The sequence below is a fragment of the Kitasatospora sp. NPDC052868 genome (assembly GCF_044547105.1).
GTDB lineage: Bacteria > Actinomycetota > Actinomycetes > Streptomycetales > Streptomycetaceae > Kitasatospora.
The window spans coordinates 258,393-276,706 of sequence record NZ_JBITZW010000007.1 but is presented as its reverse complement, the minus strand read 5'-3'; the positions used below and the strand labels follow the sequence as shown (position 1 = coordinate 276,706).

The 18,314-nt window shown below is 74.3% G+C and carries 14 protein-coding genes; 1 reads left to right on the top strand and 13 read right to left on the bottom strand.

The annotated features are described in order from the left end of the window. Nucleotides 1-95: 95 nt before the first annotated feature. The 3 genes from ACIGZJ_RS14975 to ACIGZJ_RS14965 all read right to left on the bottom strand — a co-directional run bounded on the left by ACIGZJ_RS14975 (nt 96) and on the right by ACIGZJ_RS14965 (nt 4,094). Complete coding sequence (locus ACIGZJ_RS14975; RefSeq protein WP_396457585.1) at nt 96-1,694, bottom strand: acyl-CoA carboxylase subunit beta; 1,599 nt, start codon at nt 1,692-1,694, stop codon at nt 96-98. After that, nucleotides 1,691-3,397, bottom strand: coding sequence for an acyclic terpene utilization AtuA family protein (locus ACIGZJ_RS14970; protein ID WP_396457584.1), 1,707 nt, complete (start codon nt 3,395-3,397; stop codon nt 1,691-1,693). Before ACIGZJ_RS14970 ends, ACIGZJ_RS14975 begins: the two co-directional genes overlap by 4 nt. A gap of 166 nt (nt 3,398-3,563) precedes the next feature. Further along, entirely contained in the window at nt 3,564-4,094 is a 531-nt protein-coding gene (locus tag ACIGZJ_RS14965; RefSeq protein WP_396457583.1) for a YrhB domain-containing protein, read from the bottom strand. Between the two features lie 168 nt (nt 4,095-4,262). Between ACIGZJ_RS14965 and ACIGZJ_RS14960 the strand changes: the two genes are divergently transcribed. Continuing rightward, nucleotides 4,263-5,360: a MerR family transcriptional regulator gene (locus tag ACIGZJ_RS14960; protein ID WP_396457667.1), complete on the top strand. Its 1,098-nt coding sequence runs from the start codon at nt 4,263-4,265 to the stop codon at nt 5,358-5,360. Between the two features lie 37 nt (nt 5,361-5,397). Here the strand turns inward: ACIGZJ_RS14960 and ACIGZJ_RS14955 are convergent, their stop codons facing one another. The 10 genes from ACIGZJ_RS14955 to ACIGZJ_RS14910 all read right to left on the bottom strand — a co-directional run bounded on the left by ACIGZJ_RS14955 (nt 5,398) and on the right by ACIGZJ_RS14910 (nt 18,305). Beyond that, entirely contained in the window at nt 5,398-6,543 is a 1,146-nt protein-coding gene (locus ACIGZJ_RS14955) for a hypothetical protein (RefSeq protein WP_396457582.1), read from the bottom strand. Between the two features lie 5 nt (nt 6,544-6,548). Further along, on the bottom strand, nt 6,549-8,123 hold the full coding sequence (locus ACIGZJ_RS14950) for a hypothetical protein (protein ID WP_396457581.1): 1,575 nt from the start codon (nt 8,121-8,123) through the stop codon (nt 6,549-6,551). 416 nt (nt 8,124-8,539) lie between these two features. Continuing rightward, complete coding sequence (locus ACIGZJ_RS14945) at nt 8,540-9,145, bottom strand: hypothetical protein (RefSeq protein ID WP_396457580.1); 606 nt, start codon at nt 9,143-9,145, stop codon at nt 8,540-8,542. Beyond that, complete coding sequence (locus ACIGZJ_RS14940; RefSeq protein ID WP_396457579.1) at nt 9,142-13,329, bottom strand: hypothetical protein; 4,188 nt, start codon at nt 13,327-13,329, stop codon at nt 9,142-9,144. The genes ACIGZJ_RS14945 and ACIGZJ_RS14940 overlap by 4 nt, the downstream gene beginning before the upstream one ends. Next, nucleotides 13,326-14,687, bottom strand: a complete 1,362-nt coding sequence (locus tag ACIGZJ_RS14935; protein WP_396457578.1) for a baseplate J/gp47 family protein — start codon at nt 14,685-14,687, stop codon at nt 13,326-13,328. The genes ACIGZJ_RS14940 and ACIGZJ_RS14935 overlap by 4 nt, the downstream gene beginning before the upstream one ends. After that, nucleotides 14,680-15,213, bottom strand: a complete 534-nt coding sequence (locus tag ACIGZJ_RS14930) for a hypothetical protein (protein WP_396457577.1) — start codon at nt 15,211-15,213, stop codon at nt 14,680-14,682. The genes ACIGZJ_RS14935 and ACIGZJ_RS14930 overlap by 8 nt, the downstream gene beginning before the upstream one ends. Next, nucleotides 15,213-15,596, bottom strand: coding sequence for a hypothetical protein (locus ACIGZJ_RS14925; RefSeq protein WP_396457576.1), 384 nt, complete (start codon nt 15,594-15,596; stop codon nt 15,213-15,215). Before ACIGZJ_RS14925 ends, ACIGZJ_RS14930 begins: the two co-directional genes overlap by 1 nt. Continuing rightward, entirely contained in the window at nt 15,596-17,404 is a 1,809-nt protein-coding gene (locus ACIGZJ_RS14920) for a hypothetical protein (RefSeq protein WP_396457575.1), read from the bottom strand. The genes ACIGZJ_RS14925 and ACIGZJ_RS14920 overlap by 1 nt, the downstream gene beginning before the upstream one ends. After that, on the bottom strand, nt 17,395-17,799 hold the full coding sequence (locus ACIGZJ_RS14915) for a hypothetical protein (RefSeq protein WP_396457574.1): 405 nt from the start codon (nt 17,797-17,799) through the stop codon (nt 17,395-17,397). Before ACIGZJ_RS14915 ends, ACIGZJ_RS14920 begins: the two co-directional genes overlap by 10 nt. Then, a complete protein-coding gene (locus tag ACIGZJ_RS14910; RefSeq protein WP_396457573.1) occupies nt 17,796-18,305 on the bottom strand; it encodes a hypothetical protein in 510 nt (169 codons plus the stop codon). Before ACIGZJ_RS14910 ends, ACIGZJ_RS14915 begins: the two co-directional genes overlap by 4 nt. Nucleotides 18,306-18,314 lie beyond the last annotated feature (9 nt).

Here is an 18,314-nt window from a genome sequence, read left to right as displayed (position 1 = left end):
GGTCGAGGCGTGGGTGGTAGCGGTCTCGGTGGTCGAGGCCGCGGTAATCGAGGCCGCGGTGGTCGGCAGGTTGGTGGTCAGCACGGTGGTACCCCTCACATCCGGAAGACGCCGTAGCCGCGCGCGCCTTCGACGGGCGCGTTGTGGATCGCGGAGAGGCAGAGGCCGAGTACCGTCCGGGTGTCGCGCGGGTCGATCACCCCGTCGTCGTAGAGCCGCCCGGAGAGGAAGACCGGCAGCGACTCCGCCTCGATCTGCTGCTCCACCATCGCCCGGACCGCCGCGTCGGCGTCCTCGTCGTACGGCTGCCCCTTCGCCGCCGCCGACTGCCGGGCGACGATCGACAGCACGCCCGCGAGCTGTTGCGGCCCCATCACCGCCGACTTGGCGCTGGGCCAGGAGAACAGGAAGCGCGGCTCGTACGCCCGGCCGCACATGCCGTAGTGCCCGGCCCCGTAGGAGGCGCCCATCAGCACGGACAGGTGCGGGACCCGGGAGTTGGACACCGCGTTGATCATCATCGCGCCGTGCTTGATGATGCCGCCCTGCTCGTAGGCCCGGCCGACCATGTAGCCGGTGGTGTTGTGCAGGAACAGCAGCGGGATGTCGCGCTGGTTGGCGAGTTGGATGAACTGCGCGGCCTTCTGCGACTCCGCGCTGAACAGCACGCCCTGCGCGTTGGCGAGGATGCCGACCGGGTAGCCGTGCAGCCGGGCCCAGCCGGTGGCGAGGCTGGTCCCGTACAGCGGCTTGAACTCGTCGAAGTCCGAGCCGTCGACGATCCGGGCGATCACCTCGCGCGGGTCGAAGGGCACCTTGAGGTCGCCGGGGACGATCCCGAGCAGCTCCTCCTCGGCGTACTTCGGCGGCTCGGCGTCCGGGTCCGGCGCGGGGCCGTGGCGGCGGTGGTCCAGACGGGCGACGATCCGGCGGGCCAGGCGCAGCGCGTCGGGCTCGTCCACGGCGAAGTGGTCGGCGAGGCCGGAGGTGCGGGCGTGCATCTCGGCGCCGCCCAGCGACTCGTCGTCGGACTCCTCGCCGGTGGCCATCTTCACCAGCGGCGGGCCCCCGAGGAAGACCTTGGCGCGCTCCTTGACCATGACCACGTGGTCGGACATCCCCGGCACATAGGCGCCGCCGGCCGTCGAGTTGCCGAACACCACGGCCACGGTGGGGATCCCGGCCGCCGAGAGCCGGGTGAGGTCGCGGAACAGCGCCCCGCCGGGGATGAAGATCTCCTTCTGGCTGGGCAGGTCGGCTCCGCCGGACTCGACCAGGTTGACCAGCGGGAGGCGGTTGTTCAGGGCGATCTCGTTGGCGCGCAGGGCCTTGCGCAGGGTCCAGGGGTTGCTGGCGCCGCCGCGCACGGTGGCGTCGTTGGCGGTGATGACGCACTCGACGCCCTCGATCACGCCGATGCCGGTGACCAGGGCCGCGCCGACCGGGTAGTCGCTGCCCCAGGCGGCGAGCGGGGAGAGTTCGAGGAACGGCGAGTCCGGGTCGACCAGCAGCTCGATCCGCTCGCGCGGCAGCAACTTGCCCCGGGAGCGGTGGCGTTCGACGTACTTGGGGCCGCCGCCGGCCAGCGCCTTGGCGTGCTCGGCGGCCAGGTCGGCGAGTTTGCCGAGCATCGCGGCGCGGTGTTCGGCGTGGTCGGCGCCGGCCGGGTCGAGGCGGGTGGGCAGGACGGTCACAGCAGCGCCTCCGGGATGTCGAGGTGGCGGGAGCGCAGCCACTCCCCCAGGGCCTTGGCCTGCGGGTCGAACCGCTCCTGGGCGGCGACGCCCTCGCCGAGCAGGCCGGTGACGGTGAAGTTGACCGCGCGGAGGTTGGGGAGCAGATGCCGGGTGATCTCCAACTCCGATGCCTCGGGGAGGAGTTCGCGGAGCTTTGGGATGGTGAGGGTGTGGGCGAGCCAGCGCCAGGCGTCCTCGGTCCGGGCCCAGACGCCGAGGTTGGCATCGCCGCCCTTGTCCCCGCTGCGGGCCCCGGCCACCAGGCCGAGCGGGGCGCGCCGGGTCGGGCCCGGCGGCAGCGGCTCGGGCAGCGCGGGCGCGGGGACGTCCTCCACCGCACGGGTGACGGGCGCGGGCGGGACGGCGACCCGGCGGCCGTCCGGGACGACGGCCGTGTGCTCGACCGCCTTGGGGTCGACGTAGGCGGCGGTGAACACCCCGTACGGCGCACCCGCGCCGGGCACCGCGGTGAGGTGGAAGCCCGGGTAGCCGGCGAGGCCCAGCTCCACGGCGGCGCGGCCGAGTTCGCGGCCGACCCGGGCCGGGTCGCGGTCGCGGGCGGTGAGCCGCAGCAGCGCGGAGGCCGCCTCCTCGGTGTCCGCGTCGGGGTGGTCGGTGCGGGCGAGGGTCCAGCGGAGTTCGGCCGGGCGGTCCCGCGGGGCGAGCGACTCCTCCAACTGTCGCCGCACGAGGGCGGCCTTGGCCTCGATGTCGAGCCCGGTGAGGACGAACACCACCTCGTTGCGGTGGCCGCCGAGCCGGCTCAACCCGGCCTTCAGGGTCGGCGGCGGCGCCTCGCCGCGGACGCCGTCGATCCGCACCCGGTCCGGGCCGTCCTGGGTGAGCCGGACGGTGTCCAGCCGGGCGGTCACGTCCGGGCCGAGGTAGCGCGCTCCGCCCGTCTCGTACAGCAGTTGGGCGGTGACGGTACCGGTGGTGACGGCACCTCCGGTGCCCGGGTGCTTGGTGATGACGCTGGAGCCGTCGGCGTGCAGCTCGGCGAGCGGGAAGCCGGGGCGGGTGACGTCGTGCTCCCGGAAGAACGCGTAGTTGCCGCCGGTGGCCTGCGCTCCGCACTCCAGCACGTGCCCGGCGACCACCGCCCCGGCAAGCTCGTCGAAGTCCCCCGCGCCCCAACCGAAGTGGGCGATGGCGGGCCCGGCGACCAGGGCCGCGTCGGTGACCCGCCCGGTGACCACCAGGTCGGCTCCGGCGGCCAGGCACTCGGCGATGCCGAAGGCCCCGAGGTAGGCATTGGCCGCCAACAATCCATCCGGCAGCCCGAGTTCGGCCCGGCGGGGCAGCAGGTCGTCCCCCTCGACGTGGGCGACCGCCGGTTCCAGTCCCTGACTCTTCGCCAGTTCCCTGATTTGGTTAGCGAGTCGGGCCGGATTGAGGCCGCCCGCGTTGACCACGATCCGCACCCCGCGCTCCAGCGCCAGGCCGAGGCACTCCTCCAACTGCCGCAGGAAGGTCCTGGCATAGCCGAGCGAAGGATCCTTCAGCCGGTCCCTGGCCAGGATGAGCATGGTCAACTCGGCGAGGTAGTCACCGGTCAGGACATCCAGCGGCCCGCCCGTCAGCATCTCCCGGACGGCCGCGAAGCGGTCACCGTAGAAACCCGAGGCATTGCCGATCCGCAGTACCGAACGCGACCCCACAGGAGCGCCTCCCCAACCGGTGGCCCAACGCTTGCCGTCGGGCAGCAGCGTGGCACCGGCCCGGGAAAAAAGCAATCATGCCTGCTTGTTTCAACCCGAGCCCCGTAGCCGGAGTTGGCCACAGCCACAGGTGAAGCGGGCCCGACCGGCCGTGCAGCCCGGACTGTTACCGGACCTGGCCGGCCAGCGTCTCGATCGGGCCCAGGTCCGGATCGGGCTTGCGGGTGAGGCTCGCCAGCTCCTCGGGCGGTTCACTCCCGTCCCTGACGATCGCCACGTAGGCCCTGGCCTCCCGCAGGCCCATCCGCGGGGCCTGCCTGCGCAGGTGCTGCATGGCGGCGGCGGTCCCGACGGAGTCCGCGAGGTGGCGGACGGCCGCGGCGAGGGGGTCGGGCGCCCTGATGCCCTTGACCTGCCAGAGGTAGTCCTCCTCCCAGTCGTCGGTCCAGCGGCTGCCGGGAACGAAGTGGATGCTCCCGTCCTCCCGGTCGACCAGGTAAGGGCCACCGAGGAGGTTCCCGCGCAGAGCGGGGTCACGGGCCCCCTCCGCCGAGGTCCAGTAGCAGAGCCACCCGACCGACCGCTCCTCGACGGCGTAGACCGCCAGCGCCGGGATCAGCCTCGCCCACCCCCAGGTCGGCCGGTCCCGCGCCAGCAGGGACTCGACCAGCTCGACCGCTCGTTCCTTGGAGATCACGGTCTCATCCTTCACCCCCGGGTCAACCGGATTCCGCGCACCCGGTCGTCGAGCCGGTGCCGTCCCGTGCGCGGCGCGGGAGGCCGACCCCCGGTTCCGGTCACATCGGCGCTTGACCCTCACGTGGCGTCAGGCTGCATAGTCGGTGCCGTGAACGATCACTGGACCGTGGGGCGCGTGGCAGAGCTTGCCGATGTGAGCGTACGCACGCTGCATCACTACGACGGGATCGGGCTCGTGTGTCCGTCGGCGCGAACCGCGGGCGGGTACCGGGCCTACTCGGCGGACGACGTGGAGCGGCTGCGGGAGGTGCTGGCCTACCGGCGTCTGGGCTTCGGCCTGCGGGAGGTCGCGGAACTGGTCGGCGACCCGGCCACCGACGCGGTCGCACACCTGGGTCGGCTGCGCGCCCTGTTGCTGGAACGGCGTGATCGGGCCGACGCCATGGTGGCGGCCATCGACAGGGAACTCAAGGCACGGGCGAAGGGACTGAAGGTGACACCGGAGGAACAGCTGGAGATGCTCGGTGCACGGCTGTACGACACGATCGGCGGCGCCTACACCGCGACACGGCGTACCGAGCCGCGGATCGCCGCGCAGATCTGGGACGCGATCGGGGACGCCCGGACGGTGCTGAACGTCGGGGCCGGTACCGGCTCCTACGAGCCTGCCGATCGCGACGTGACCGCTGTGGAGCCATCGGCGGTCATGCGGGGACAGCGGCCTGCCGGCGCCGCGCCGTGCATGGCCGCCGCCGCGGAGAGCCTGCCGTTCGAGGACCACTCCTTCGACGTCGCGATGGCGGTCTCCACCGTCCACCACTGGGGGGACCCGATAGCGGGGCTGCGCGAGATGCGGCGCGTGGCCCGCCGCGTGGTGGTGCTCACGTTCGACACCGACGAGCCCGGATGGCAGGACCGGTTCTGGCTGACCCGCGACTACCTGCCCGAGTTCGCCACCGTCCTCACGGAGTTCCCCTCGCTTGCCGCAATGGCCGACGCGATCGGCGCCCGCGCTGAGCCTGTCCCCATCCCGTGGGACTGCGCCGACGGCCTGTTCGAGGCGTACTGGCGCCGACCGGGGGCGTATCTGGAGGAGCACGTGCGCCGTGCGATGTCCGTGTGGACGAGGGTCGGGCCGGAGGCCGAGCAGCGGGCGGTACGAAGCCTCGGCGACGACCTCGACTCCGGCCGCTGGGCCGAGCGCAACAGCGACCTCGCCGACCTCGACGCGGCGGATCTCGGCCTCCGCCTGCTCATAGCCTGAACCGCGTCGCGGGGATGGACGCGGTTCAGGCTGCCGCCTACCGGGTCCCGTCCCGGCCCGGCAGTGCACCGTTCGCCTGGCGCAGCGCGGGGATGCCCTGTTCGGGCGGGCGCCCGTAGGCCTCGGGGTGCAGGAGGCGGCCGCGCTCCCCGGGTGCCTTCTCCACCTCGACGACCAGCGGGTTGGCCTTCGCCCAGGCGTCCTCGCGCACACCGGTGACCAGCCAGCAGACCTCCCCCTGCGGCACGCCGCCCCGGATGGTGAAACCGTCGCCGCCGGGGTGGCGGACCACGTGCAGGTTCGGAGCCGGGCCGTCCAGCGGCGTCAACTGGTAGCAGAGCCCGCTGTTCAGCGCCGCGAACCAGTCCGGCAGGGTGACGGTCGCCTCGCCCTTGTCGTCCAGGGTCGCCGTGCCGTCGTAGAGGTTCTTCCGCTCCGGCGACTCGACCAGCGAATGCGCGAGGAACCGCTCCTCCGGATGGGTCGGATGGTCGATCCGGAAACCCCCGCCGGTCGTGGTCATGGTGCCGTTCACCTGGACGTCGCCGTTGAACTCCCCGGCTGTCTGGTCCCCCTGGGCGACGATTCCGATGGCCCCCCTGGCGACGATCCCGACTCCGGTCAGGCTGGCGCCCGCCGCGCCCACCCCCGAGCCCGAGGTGCCCAGTACCCCGTGGGCGGCTCCCCTGCCCTGACCGAACACCGCGAGGACGTCAGCCTCCGTGAGCCAGCTACCCACCTCGCCGCTCCCGGCGACACCCCGCACGCCGAAGGAGGAGTCGCTCACCCCCTCCACTCCCACGCCGTTCCGGCTCGCGCCGGACACCCCGGGACCGGTCACCCCCGTCCCCGACACCCCCGGCCCCCGCGCGCTACGCCCCGACACCCCGGGCCCCCGGTCGGCCGTGCCGGACACCCCGGCCCCGTCGGCGCCGCCCTCGCCCAGGACGCCGGTGCCGTTCTGGCAGACGCCCTCGACGCCGACGCCCTGCACCGCGATGTTCACCCCCAGGACGCCCGCACCGCTTCGGGTCTCCCCGTCACCGGCCGTCCGACCGCTGCACCCCAGCACCCCCGGACCGACGTTGCTGTCCCCGAACACCCCGAACCTGATCGGCGGGTTCTCCAGCACCGGATCGAAACCGCTGGGCACGTCCTGCGACGCCGGCGGTTTGATCACCACCGCCCTCACCTCCAACTCACCTGGCGCAGCGGCACCTGCCGACGCGCCGCGACGATCCCCCGCTCGGGCGGCTCCCCGTGCTCACCGGGATGCAGGAAGTAGCCCTGCTCGGCCGGCGGCTTCTCCTCCTCCGTGACCAGCGGGTGGCCCCGCGCCCAGGCGTCGGCCCGGACGCCGGTCACCTGCCAGCTCACCCGCTGCCCCGGGCCGCCGCCCGCCACCGCGAAGCTGTGGTCGCCGACCTCGCGACTCACGTGCAGCTCCGGCGCCGGAGCCCCCAGCGCGGTCAACTGGTAGCGGAAGTCCTCGTTCAACGCCTCGAACCAGTCCGGCAGTTCGACCGTCGCCCGGCCCTGCGCGTCAAGGGTCACCGTGCCGTCGTAGACGTTCTTCCGCTCCGAGGACTCGACGGAGCAGTGCGAGAGGACGCGGTGCGCCGGGTCGAGGGGGTGGTCGATCCGGAAGCTGCACGCGGACTTGTTGATGCTGCCGGAGACGTTGACATCGCCCATGAAGTCGGCCGCCCGGGTGACCCCGCTGGCGACCAGGCCCACGTCTCCCACCGCGGCCACCCCGATGGCCCCGAAGGGAATCCCGAGACTGAGCTCGAAGCCGTCGTCGCCGCTCTCGCCCCACACCCCGACACGCGTCCTGCTGGTCCCGCTCACGCCCGGTCCATCGACGGAGAAGCCCGACACGCCTTGCCCCTCGACGGAGGTCCCGGCCACGCCGGTGCCCACCTCGACGCTGCCGAGGACCCCGGTACCGATCCCGGTCGCCCCCTCCGCATCGGGGGTCGTCTCGTCGCTCGTCCCCACCACCCCGGCCTGGGTCGGGCCGCCCCTGCCCTCGACACCGATGCCCTGGGTGCTCGCGCCGGACACCCCCGTCCCGATCGCCGACGACCCGGACACCCCGGTCCCGCCGGTCGAGGTGCCGGACACCCCGTCGCCGGCCTCCGCCACGCCCTGCACGCCGGTGTTCCGGCTGCTGACGCCCTTCACCCCTGGTCCGTCCCCGGCCTCACCGAGCACCGCGGGGCCGGACCCGCGCCCCTGCCCCAGCACGCCCGCGCCCTGGTGACCGGTACCGGCCACCCCGGCGCCCTTCTCGCTCTCGCCGAACACCCCGGGAGCGTTGACCCCCGTCCCGGCCACTCCCGCGCCGTTGGCGCCACCCGTCCCGCTGACCCCGACGCCCTGCGCACTCGTGCCGGATACACCCGCCTCCGCGCCGTTGCTCAGTCCTGTCACGCCGACACCGAGGGCGCTGGTGCCGGACACCCCCGGGCCTGCGCCCGCCTCGCCCTCGACGCCGGCGCCCGAGCCGCCGCCCTTCCCGGAGACCCCCGTGCCGAGGCGGCAGACACCGCGCACCCCCACGCCCTGCGTGGCGATGTTCAGGCCCAGGACGCCGGCCCCGCTCCGGAGCACGCCGTCGCCACCGGCCTGTCCGCTGCACCCGAGCACTCCCGGGCCGACGTTGCTGTCCCCGAACACCCCGAACCTGATCGGCGGATCCTCCTGCGCCGGGTCGAAACTACTGGGCACGTCCTGTGATTCGGGCGGTCTGATGGGCATGGCCTCTTCCCTTCTCGGTCCCTTCTCGGTCCCTTCTCGGTCCCTTCCCGGTCCCTTCCCGGCCCCTTCTCGGTCTCCCGGGTTCACTCCTACCGGTCGCCCTCCGTCCGGTGCGTGCGCTGCATCGACGCCTCCCGGATCGCGGCGATCCTCCGTGGACGCCGATGCCCCGGACGGCGATGTTGATGCCGAGGACACCCGCCCCGCTTTCGATTGCGCTCTCGGCGGCGTCGGAAGCGGTGGTGGCCGAAGTGCTGCTGCTTCCGACGACCCCCGGACCGGACCCGTTGTCCCCGTGCACGCCGAAGCTGATCGGCGGATCCTCCTGTCCCGGGTCGAAGGAACTGGGGATCCCTCCCTGCGTCTGCGGCGGTCCGAGCGGCATCCCGCCACCTCCTTCCGATGGTCGGCCCCGGTCACTGGTAGGAGATCTGGAAGCAGGACAGCTTCACCGAGTCCGCACCGACCGCGGTGGCCGCCTTGGTGAGGTCCGCCGTGATGAAGTACCGGTGCGTCCGGTTGGTGACAGTCGCCCCCGGGACCAGTGGGTCGGCTGCCGTGCCGAGCGTGCCGACCCTGAAGAGAGGGTCTGCCCCCGCGCCGGAGAAGTCCTTCCGGAAGAGGGTCACCGTGATGATGCTGGTGTCGCTCGGCCTCGTGCCGCGCACCAGGAACGACTTGAGTTCGGCGCCCTCCGGCAGGACGACGTTCATCAGGCCGTGCGCCTCCTCGGCCCCCGGCGCCTTCTGCGCCACGTCGGTCGCCAGCAGCCAGGGCAGCGGCGGCTGCGTGCCGGAGTCGGGCACCTTGGTCGGGGTGAGGATCGGCACGAGCGAGAGGAACGACTCCTCCCGGACCGTCGCCCTGATCAGCGGGTTGAGGTGCTTGTCCGCGAGGGACTTGAACTCGTCCTCCAGGTCGTGGAACCGGATGTTGATGCCCTTCTCCCCGCCTGCCTGCACCCGGTCCTCGTTGTCGATCCAGTCGGTGTGGGAGAACTTCGGGACGTATTCGTTGATCATGGCTGGTCGTCCTTGTCCGGGCGGGGGAATCGGGCGGGGAATCGGGCGGGGGAACGGGACGGGAGCTCGTCCGAGCGGTGGTAGGTGGGGAAGGTGTAGGCCGGCAGCAGGTCGGTGTCGGCCGCGTCCCCCGACAGCTCCCGTACGTGGGCGCGCAGGCGGTCGGTGCGGAACTCGACGCCGATCGGGTGGAACCAGTTGAGGATGTTGAGCACCAGGTCGTAGCGGTCCTTGCTGATCAGGACGTCGCGGTCGCCGTCGAGGTCCGCCGCGAGCCGGACCTCGCACTGGTAGGGCCGCAGCCCCCCGCTCGGCAGGTAGCTCGCCCGGACCGGGACGACGCCGGGGGCCCTGCCCTCGATCCGGTTGACCGGTGCGGTCTGCGAGTCGGGCACCACCCGGCCGTAGGAGGACGGGGTGACCGACCAGGAGAGCTCCCGGGCGCCCCCGGGGCCCAGCACCCGGCGGGAGACCGGCCGCGGCGGCCGGGGCGGGGATTCGCCGAGCGGCGCCGGGTCGGCGAGCAGCACCTCGGCCGTGCCCTCGGGTGCGGCCAGCAGGCACGGCGGGTACGGGGCCGCCGCCGGGCTGACGGCGAGGGCCCGGCAGTCGCCGCCGAGTGCGGCGGCGCGCGGCAGCAGGGTGTCACCGGCCGTGTCGATCACGTGCAGCCGCCCGGCCACCGGGCCGGAGCCCGCGGTCGCCGCGTACAGGTGCCGCCCGTCCGGCGCGGGCCGCAGCAGCAGCAGCGCGGTGGAGCCGGGGAAGCCTCCGATGGTCACGGCCGCCGTCGTGGCGCCCGCCGGGTAGACCAGCACGGAGGCGGCGGCCCGGCCGGCCGGGCCCCTGGTCAGACGGGCCACGTACAGCTTGGCCCCGTCCGGGGTGAACGCGGCGGCGAGGGCGGTGTCGGTGGTGCCGGGGTCGGTTCCCGTGCCCGTACCGACGGGGGCGCCCTGGACCTTCAGGGTGGATCTGACCACCCGGCAGAACCGGCCGCCGTCCAGCAGAACGACCAGGGCGGGGCTGTTCGCGCTGACGGCGAGACCGAGCGGAACGCCCGGGAGGGGCAGGGCTGCTCCGGCCTGCTGCTGGGTCTGCGGATCGTAGGCGCGCAGGCTCGGCTCCCCCGCGTACGCGACGAAGAGCCGGTTGCCGTCGGTGCCCACGGCGACCGGGCGGGGGCCGGTGATGGCGGGGGCGACGGCGGCCAGGGTGACCGGGTCGAGCACCGAGACGGAGCCGGCGAGCTCGTGCGCCACGTACAGCCGGCCGCCCGCCAGGGCGAGCGGGCCGGGGAAGGGCGCGACCGGTGCCGCCCGGTCGAACCGGAGCCGGGGAAAGGCGTCGGCCTCGTCCGCGGCCACCGTGAAGGCGGCCACCCGGTGGCTGCCCCGGTCGGCGAGGAGTGCCCGGGCCCCGTCCGGGGTGAAGCAGGCGTCGACCGGCGCGGCGTGCGGTTCCACGGTCACCTTCGCCTGTTCGCCGACGGCGAGCTCGGACGGGCCGCGCACCTCGATCCGCTCACCCGCGGCCACCGCGGCCTCGACCTGCGGCGGGTCCGCCGACGCGGGCGGCCGGGCGACCTTGACGAAGTCGAAGCCGGCGTCGAAGGCCAGCGCGGCCAGCGCGCCGGCGGCCAGCGCGGAGTGGCGCAGTACCAGCGCCCGGCCCTGGGCGCGCAGCCCGGGCGCGGCCGGGTCGAAGGCCCCGGACACGGACAGGGTGCCGGCCGCGGGCAGCAGGGCGAGCAGCCGGTCCAGGGCGCGGGAGGTGACGCACTGCATCCGGCGGTCGGCCGGGTCGGTGCCGTAGTCGACGGCGGGGCCCGGGCCGCCGGTCAGATCGTCGGTGCGGGTCAGCAGGTAGTCCGGGTGGAAGTCCGCGGAGCGCGGGCCGGCGGCCTGCTCCTCGGTGGCCCCGGCCAGTCCGGCTCGGCTGATCGACTCCCCGACGGCCGGCCCGCCGACGGCCGGGGAGATCCGCACCACGAGGCTGCCGCCGCGGACGTGTCCGGCCCGGGCGACCTCCACCTGGACGGTCACCTCCCCGGCGGCCTCGGCGGTCAGGGTGGCGGGGACGCCCTGGCCGACGGTGGCCCGGCCCGGCCCGCAGCGGGTGACCGACCAGCGGATGTCGGCTCCGGCCGACCGGGCCGGGCTCGGCTCCAGCCCGAGGGACACCGACTCGCCCGCCCGCACCCGGTGGCCGGGCGGGTCGACCAGGATGCGGAAGGCCGGGCCGCGCGGTTGGGCGACGTGGACCAGGCCCTCGCCGGTGTGCTGGACCCAGCCGAAGCCGACGGCGTGGGCGTGGACGGCGAGTTCGCCGGGCGGGACGGCGTCGTGGCGCAGCAGCAGGGCCCGTCCGACCTTGTGCAGGTCGGTGGCGGCCGGGTCGTGGGCCCGCAGGACGTGCAGCGCCCCGGGCTGCGCCGCGAGCCGGTCCAGCAGCGCCTCCAGGGCCACTTTGACGCCGAGTTGCATCAGGACCGGGCCGCCCGCGGCCCCGCCCGGGTCGGGGCCGCGGGCGTCCTTCCCCTCGTACGCGCAGAGCCAGCCCGGGTCGAAGTCGGGTTCGTCGTCCGGGGAGCCGACCGTGTCGGCCTCCCCCGCGCGCTGGTCGCCGTCGGCCGTGATGCTCTGGCCCCGGACGAGCGGGCCGGGCAGGACCCGCAGGTGCAGCGTGCCGGTCGCCGGTGTCTCGGCCGCCTCGACGATCTCGATCGGGGCCTGGGCGGTCCCGTCCGGGCCCGGGCCGTTGAGCGCCCGGCGCAGCGCGTCCACGGTGGGCACCAGCCAGCTCTGGAAGAGCGCCAGCCGCATCCGGTAGTGCGCGTCGCCCTCTCCGGTCACCGGTTCGAAGCCGGTCCGGGCGGCACGCGAGATCCGGACCTCCTGCATCAGGCCGGAGTACTGGGCGTCGACCGGGCCGTCGGCGGTCTGCTCCCGGCCCAGGCCGAGCACGATCCCCTCCGGGCCGGCGAGCGAGCCCAGGTGCTCCAGCCAGCCGCGGGCCGCCTCGGCGCCGTCGAGGTGGAGCCGGACGGCGGCGGGCCGCAGCCCGGAGGGCTCGCCGGGGGCACGGGGCAGGCGTTCGACCACCAGGGCGACGTGGTGGAAGAGGCCGTCGCCGAGGTCCCGGTCCGCGAAGAGGTCAATCGAGTGGCCGCGGTCGTCGGCGAGTGACAGCCGCAGGTTGCGTTCGAGTCCGCGGAACGGTCCGACGGTCAGTGACCAGCCCGGTGAGTCGGCGGAGTTCAGCAGCGCGCGCTTGGCGACGACCGCCCCCGGCGGCGTGGCGGCCCCGACCGGGGCGTCCGCGCGGGCCGGCCGGACGACGGCCTCGACGGTGAGCGGGGCGTCCGGCCCGGTGTCGAGGACCGGATCCGGGTCGATGGTGATACTTCCGGTGCCGGCGAACTCGAAGGCGGCCGAGAACCGGCCGGTGCGCCCGCTGAGCGCGCCCGCGTTGTGGCCCGGATGGTCGGTGGCGCCGAACAGGGCCGCGGCGTCGGCGACGTCCGCGGGCTCGCCGCCGGGCCCGGCCCGGTCGTCCAGGTGGTACAGCGCCAGCGTCTGCTCGTCCCAGGCGTAGGGCCTGGGCGGGAAGCGCGGGGCGCCGAGGTCCTCACCGAGCAGGTCGAGGCTGATGCCGCGGGCGGTGGAGGCGTGGCGCTGGGCGGAGACCTCGGCGAGCCGGCCGGTCAGCTCCTCGTAGTCCCGGCCGATCACCCAGAGGAGTTTGGCGAGGTTGCCGAGCAGCGCGGTGACCTCCCAGTCCGCCGCCGTCCGGGGGGCCGGGGCGAGCGGCTCGACCCGGGTCAACCGGACGCGGTGGGTCAGCCCGGCCGCGGTGCCGGGCAGTTCCACCGCCTGGTCCCGGCCGGCCGGCCAGCCGGCGGGGAAGCGCACCTCGACGGACTCCTCGGCCGGCCCGGCGGTCCGGGCGAACCAGACCCTGACGACGAGCGGTCCGGTGGTCCGGGCGCGCGGCGCGAGCAGGTAGCGCGGGGAGTCCGGGAGCCGTCCGTAGCGGTCCAGATAGGCCTGGAAGCCGGCGTCGTGAACGGCGTGCAGCGTCTGGTCCGGGTCCGGCGCCAGGCCGATGGGGAGCCGCTCCATGCCCCGGTCGTAGGCCGCGGTGAGCCCGCCCCGCATGACGTCCAGGAAGTCGGCGCTCATCGGACCGACACCTGGACGTCGATCAGCGGGCCGTCGATGGCGAAGCGGGCGATCTCGTCGGGCGCGAGCCGGAGGTTCTCGCCGACGGACAGCTCCTCGGCGCTGCCGTAGCCGGCGCCGCCGAAGCCGACCTCGCCGAAGGCGGGGGCGCAGCGGCGCAGGCGCAGGTTCTGCACGTCGGCCACCCCGGCGATCGACCGGGCGGTCAGCACGAGGTCCGAGTGCAGGACGCCGCGGCCCATCCGCAGGCCGTCCACCCCGGAGTGGACGGCGGCGAGGATCTCGCCGCGGATGGCGTCCGGGTCGTGGCCGGCCTGGACCACCAGGGTGGCCCGGAATCCGACGTCGACCTGGTTGGCCGGTTTGATGTCGGGGAAGACGGAGACCGGCCGCCACTGCCGGACGACCTCCACCACGGCGTCGTGGACGGGCGGGATGTCGCCGTCCGCCGTGTCCCAGGGCCAGCCCGGTTCGACCGCCACGACCACGTCGAAGTAGTACGGCGAGCCGGTCGGCGGCTCGGCGGAGAAGGGCCGCTGGCCGAACCGGTAGGTGGTGAAGCGGCTGCGGGAGGCGTCCACGCCGCCGAGCGGGTCGAAGATCGCCGCGTCCCGCACCCCGGGGAGGTCGAGGATCCTGGCCAGGACGGCGTCCTGGGTCCACAGGGTGCGGGGCACGCCCAGCAGCCGGGCCCGGTAGACGTCGTCGGGTTCGGCGAGCCTGCCGCCGAGGACCGCCTCGCGGTTGGCCACCGCGACGGTCGCGGGGCCGAGGTTGAGGTGGACGCGGGCCCAGGTGGGCTCCAGCCGAAGCTGCGCACCGGCCGGCACGTCGCCGTCGGGGCCGCGCAGGACCGCCTGGACGCCGACCGCCACGGGGGGCGCGTCGACCTGGAGGCGGACGGCGGCGGTGGTCCGCAGGCTGGTCCTGGGCGGGTCGACGGTCTCGATGACGGTGCCCTGCGGCAGCACGAACGGGCGCTCGGCCTCGAAGCCGGTCAGGGTCAGGGCGACCTCTCCGGTGGCCTGGAGCAGCCGCCGCTCCACCCCGAGGTCGGTGCCGAGCAGGTCCAGGCTCGGGCCCTGCGCGGTGGTGGCGTAGTTGGCGTAGTACTGGTCCTCCAGGCCGCGCCAGAGCTCGTGCACGTGGAGGGCGGCGGCGTCCAGCACCTTGCGCAGGGCGCTTCCGGAGGTGAGGTCGACGTCGCTGCCGAACATGGCCCTGGCGCGGGCGTGCTGGTCGGCGATGACGCGGTCGATGCCCTTGATGACGAAGCCGTCCGCGGTCACGCCGTACTGGTCGTGGCCGTCCGGCGCCTGGTCGGGCAGGGCGCGGTCGGTCGGGGCGTGCTCACTCAAGGCGTCCTCCTGACTCGAGGGTCAGCGTGGAGCCGGCGACGGTTTCGATGATCGCGTAGGCGGTGTAGCCGCGGCGGGCCCGGGCCGACCCGACGATCCGCTCGCGGGCGGCCTCGTCGAGCCCCGGCCGGAGTTCGAAGTACCGGGGGTCGTCCTCGAAGAAGACCTCCCGGACGTCGGCGACCCGGCGGTCGGCGCCGAGGCAGCGGACCAGCTGCATCCGGATGTACTCCTTGCGCGCGTGGACGCCGAGTGCGTAGCGGCCGACGGCGAGGCGGTCGAAGCCGAAGCCGGTGTTGATCCGGTCGCTGCCCAGCTGGGTCTCGATGGTCAGGACCAGCGCCTGGGCGAGTGCGTCCAGGCCTTCGACCAGCGCCGGGCCGCCGGTCCGGGTGTCGACGACCAGGTCGCCGGCGTCGACCGCGAGGCTGCGGCCGAGGCTGGGCGCGCCCGGACCGGCGGCGTCCGGTCCCTCGGGCAGCCGGAAGTCGGGGATGCCGGGCAGGTCGGTGCCGAGGTCGGTCATCAGCTCGCCTCCAGGACGGTCTGCCCGGGGTCGGCGACGCTCCAGGTGCCGGGCACCGGGACGCTGACGGTGGGCCCGCCGGCGGCGGCCAGCAGGACGGGTGTGCCGCCGACCGTGAGTGTCCGGGCGAGGCCGGGCGGCGCCGCCGGGACGGCGATCGTGCAGGGCACCGCCTTGCTGCCGTCGGGCGTCCTGATCGGACAGGGGGTGACCATGTTCGGTGGCGGCGGGGGGTCGGTGCCGCCGAACACGAAGCCGGTCTCCGCGCCGCCCGTGAGCACGCCGAGGCCGCGGACGGTGACCCGCTGGTCGCCCCCGAGCAGTCTGCTCTGCCCGCCGTGCGAGCAGCGGAGGAGCGCGCCCTCCACGAGTACGAGGGGCATCACTTGATCGCCACCTTTCCGTCCCCGACGACCAGGGTGACCAGGCCGTCGGTGAGCGTCGCCTTGCCGTCCCCGACGGTGACGCCGGCCTGGCCGGCGCCGACGGTCACCGCCTTGCCGGGGGCGGCCTTGACCGTGACGTTCCCGCCGTCGTCGATCCGCACCAGGGCGCCCGAGGCGTGGCTCAGCAGGAACTCCTCCGCGGGACCCTCCCGGGGTCGTGCGCCGACCTCGGAGCACCCGGACCTGCCGACCGACAGCTTCAGTCCGATCGCCTCCACCACCCGGCGGCCGTCGGCGCCGGTGAGGTCGTTGACGCCCTTGCCGGTCGGGCGCGGGTCGGCGCCCGGCGACAGCCCGGTCGGCAGGCAGAGCCACCAGTCGCCGGCCTCCGCCTCGGGGCGGTCCATCGCCGCGTCGTCGGCCCACAGGAACCCGGTGACCACGGCGTCCTCGCGGGCGTCGCGGACCTGGTTGAGCAGTGCCCGCATGCCCTCGTAGACGGGGACGGACAGGCCGACGCGGTGCCAGGCGAACGGCGAGGCCAGCGGCTTGTCGCCGAGGACCGGGCCGCCGGCCGTGATCGGCAGGCCGGTACTCGGCGAGGCCACCGTCTCCGTCTGGGCCTGCCCGTAGCCCAGGCTCGCCAGCCGCTCGGCGGGCTTGGCACCGCGCACCTGGCCCACGTCCACCGAGGGGGCGAGCCTGCGCTCGTCGCGGATCCTCCCGGCGATCGCGTCGGCGATCGCCGGCGGACCGGCCTTGCGGGCGGCCTCGGTGTCGGGCCGGTTGCCGCCGCCCTCCTTGAAGGCGGCGGCCCGCCCGGTGCAGACGTAGCCGGTGGTGGGCGAGAAGGAGTGGGTGAGCTGCAGGATCCGGAAGCCCTCCAGCGGGTTCTGGTAGCCGTCCACGCTCGCCGCCACCCGCTCGCCGGCCCGCAGTTCGGGCAGGCCGAGCACGGTGAAGTCGAAGGCGGACACCGAGCTCTGCGTCGGCAGGTCGGTGACCACCCGCTGCTTCCCGGTGGCGCCGACCTGGATCGGCTGGAACTCCGCCAGCCGGGTACTGGTCATGCGCCGGGGCACGATCAGGCTGTCCTCGCCGCTGAGCAGGGCGAGCACGGCGGCCGGGTCGGGCAGCGCGGGGAGCCCGGTCGTCGGCGGGTAGGTGACGGCGGTGCCGAACTGCACGGCGTCCTCCTGGACCAGCAGCTCGGCGCCGTACCGGCGCGCGATCTCCTCCAGCAGTCCGAAGGCGTTCTGCGCGTCGGCGTTGATGCCGGCGTGCTCCGGGCTGGTCGGGGTCGCCTCGCCGGCCAGCGCGACGCCGGCCTTCTCCAGGATGTGCTCGGCCATCGCCGCGGGCGTGGTGTCCTTCCCCGCGGCCCTGGCCATCTCCGGCCGGGCGCCCTCGTCGTCGACCTTCCGGGTGGTCAGCAGTTTGAACGCGGCCTCCTCGTAGCCGCTCAGGCGCACGCCCAGCGGCGGGAACCGCCGGGAGGCGGTCATCGAGTCGACCCGGCCGCGCAGGACGGTCCGGTGGGAGGCCCGCGACTCCAGGTAGCCGAGGCCGATCTCCACCGCGACACCGCCCTGCTGGTCGCCGCGCTCACCCTTGAGCGCGCTGCCGAGCTTCCGGTGCGCCGCCAACGGCAGGGCCGCCAGGTGGAGTTGGAACTCCCCCGGCTGCCCGAAGCCGTAGCCGACGGTGATCTCCGCGTCACTGAGCACCACCTCGTTCGAGGCGTCGTTGGAGACCTTCAGCCCGAGCTCGGGGAAGTCGACCTGGTACCAGAGGATCACGCCCATCGCAGCGCCACCCCGATCACGATGCTGCTGCCGAAGTGGCCGCCGCCGTTGAGGTTGCCGCGGGCCAGTCTCGCCTCCAGCAGCCGGATCGCCAGCCGGTCCGCGTAGTGGACGAGGTCCGGTTCGGCGACCAGCTTGCGCAGGAACACCACCCGGGGGCCCTGCGGTCCGGGGCCGACCACCCGCAGGACCAGGTAGCCCGGCGGTCCGCTCTCCCCGCCGGGCCGGGCGGGTGCGGCGAGGTCGTAGAGGGTCTGCGGCGGATCGTCGGCGCCGGTGCGGACTGCGGCGTACAGGCCGAAGTCGTAACCGATGCCGCCGATCGGGCAGTTGAACGCCTGCGGAAGGCCCTCGTCCGGCTCCACCGGCAGCCGGCGGAATTCGAGCGTACTCACAGCTTGCCTCCCAACTGGCGCGAGACCGGCACCATCTCGCTGACGCTCGGCGTCGCCGCCAGGCCGGCGGCCAGCAGCAGGTCCATGGCCTCCCCGAGGACGGCGGTGACGCTGGAGCGCGGGACGTACTCCAGCGTGATGCTGACGTCGATGGCGTCGCGCTTCTGGTTGGACTGGGTGAACTTCAGGCTGGTGATCTGCATGTCGAGGCTGATGGTCATCCCGCAGACCACCGGGAGCCCGGCGAAGTTCATCGCGGGGGCGGCCGCCGGCGCCAGCATCCGCGAGGTCAGGGCCATCGCCTCCAGGCCCTTCTTGTAGATCAGCCTGGTCCGCCCGACCAGCACCGCCTCGACCGAGATCGTCCGGGCGGTCGGCGAGACCAGCTGGGCCAGCCGGCTGCCGGCGATCCGCGCCACCTGGTAACCCTCGTTCAGGGTCAGGCTGGTGACGGTGAACAGCGGCACCGCGCCGATCAGGACGGGGACGTTGTATCCGGCGGCCATGGCGGGGCC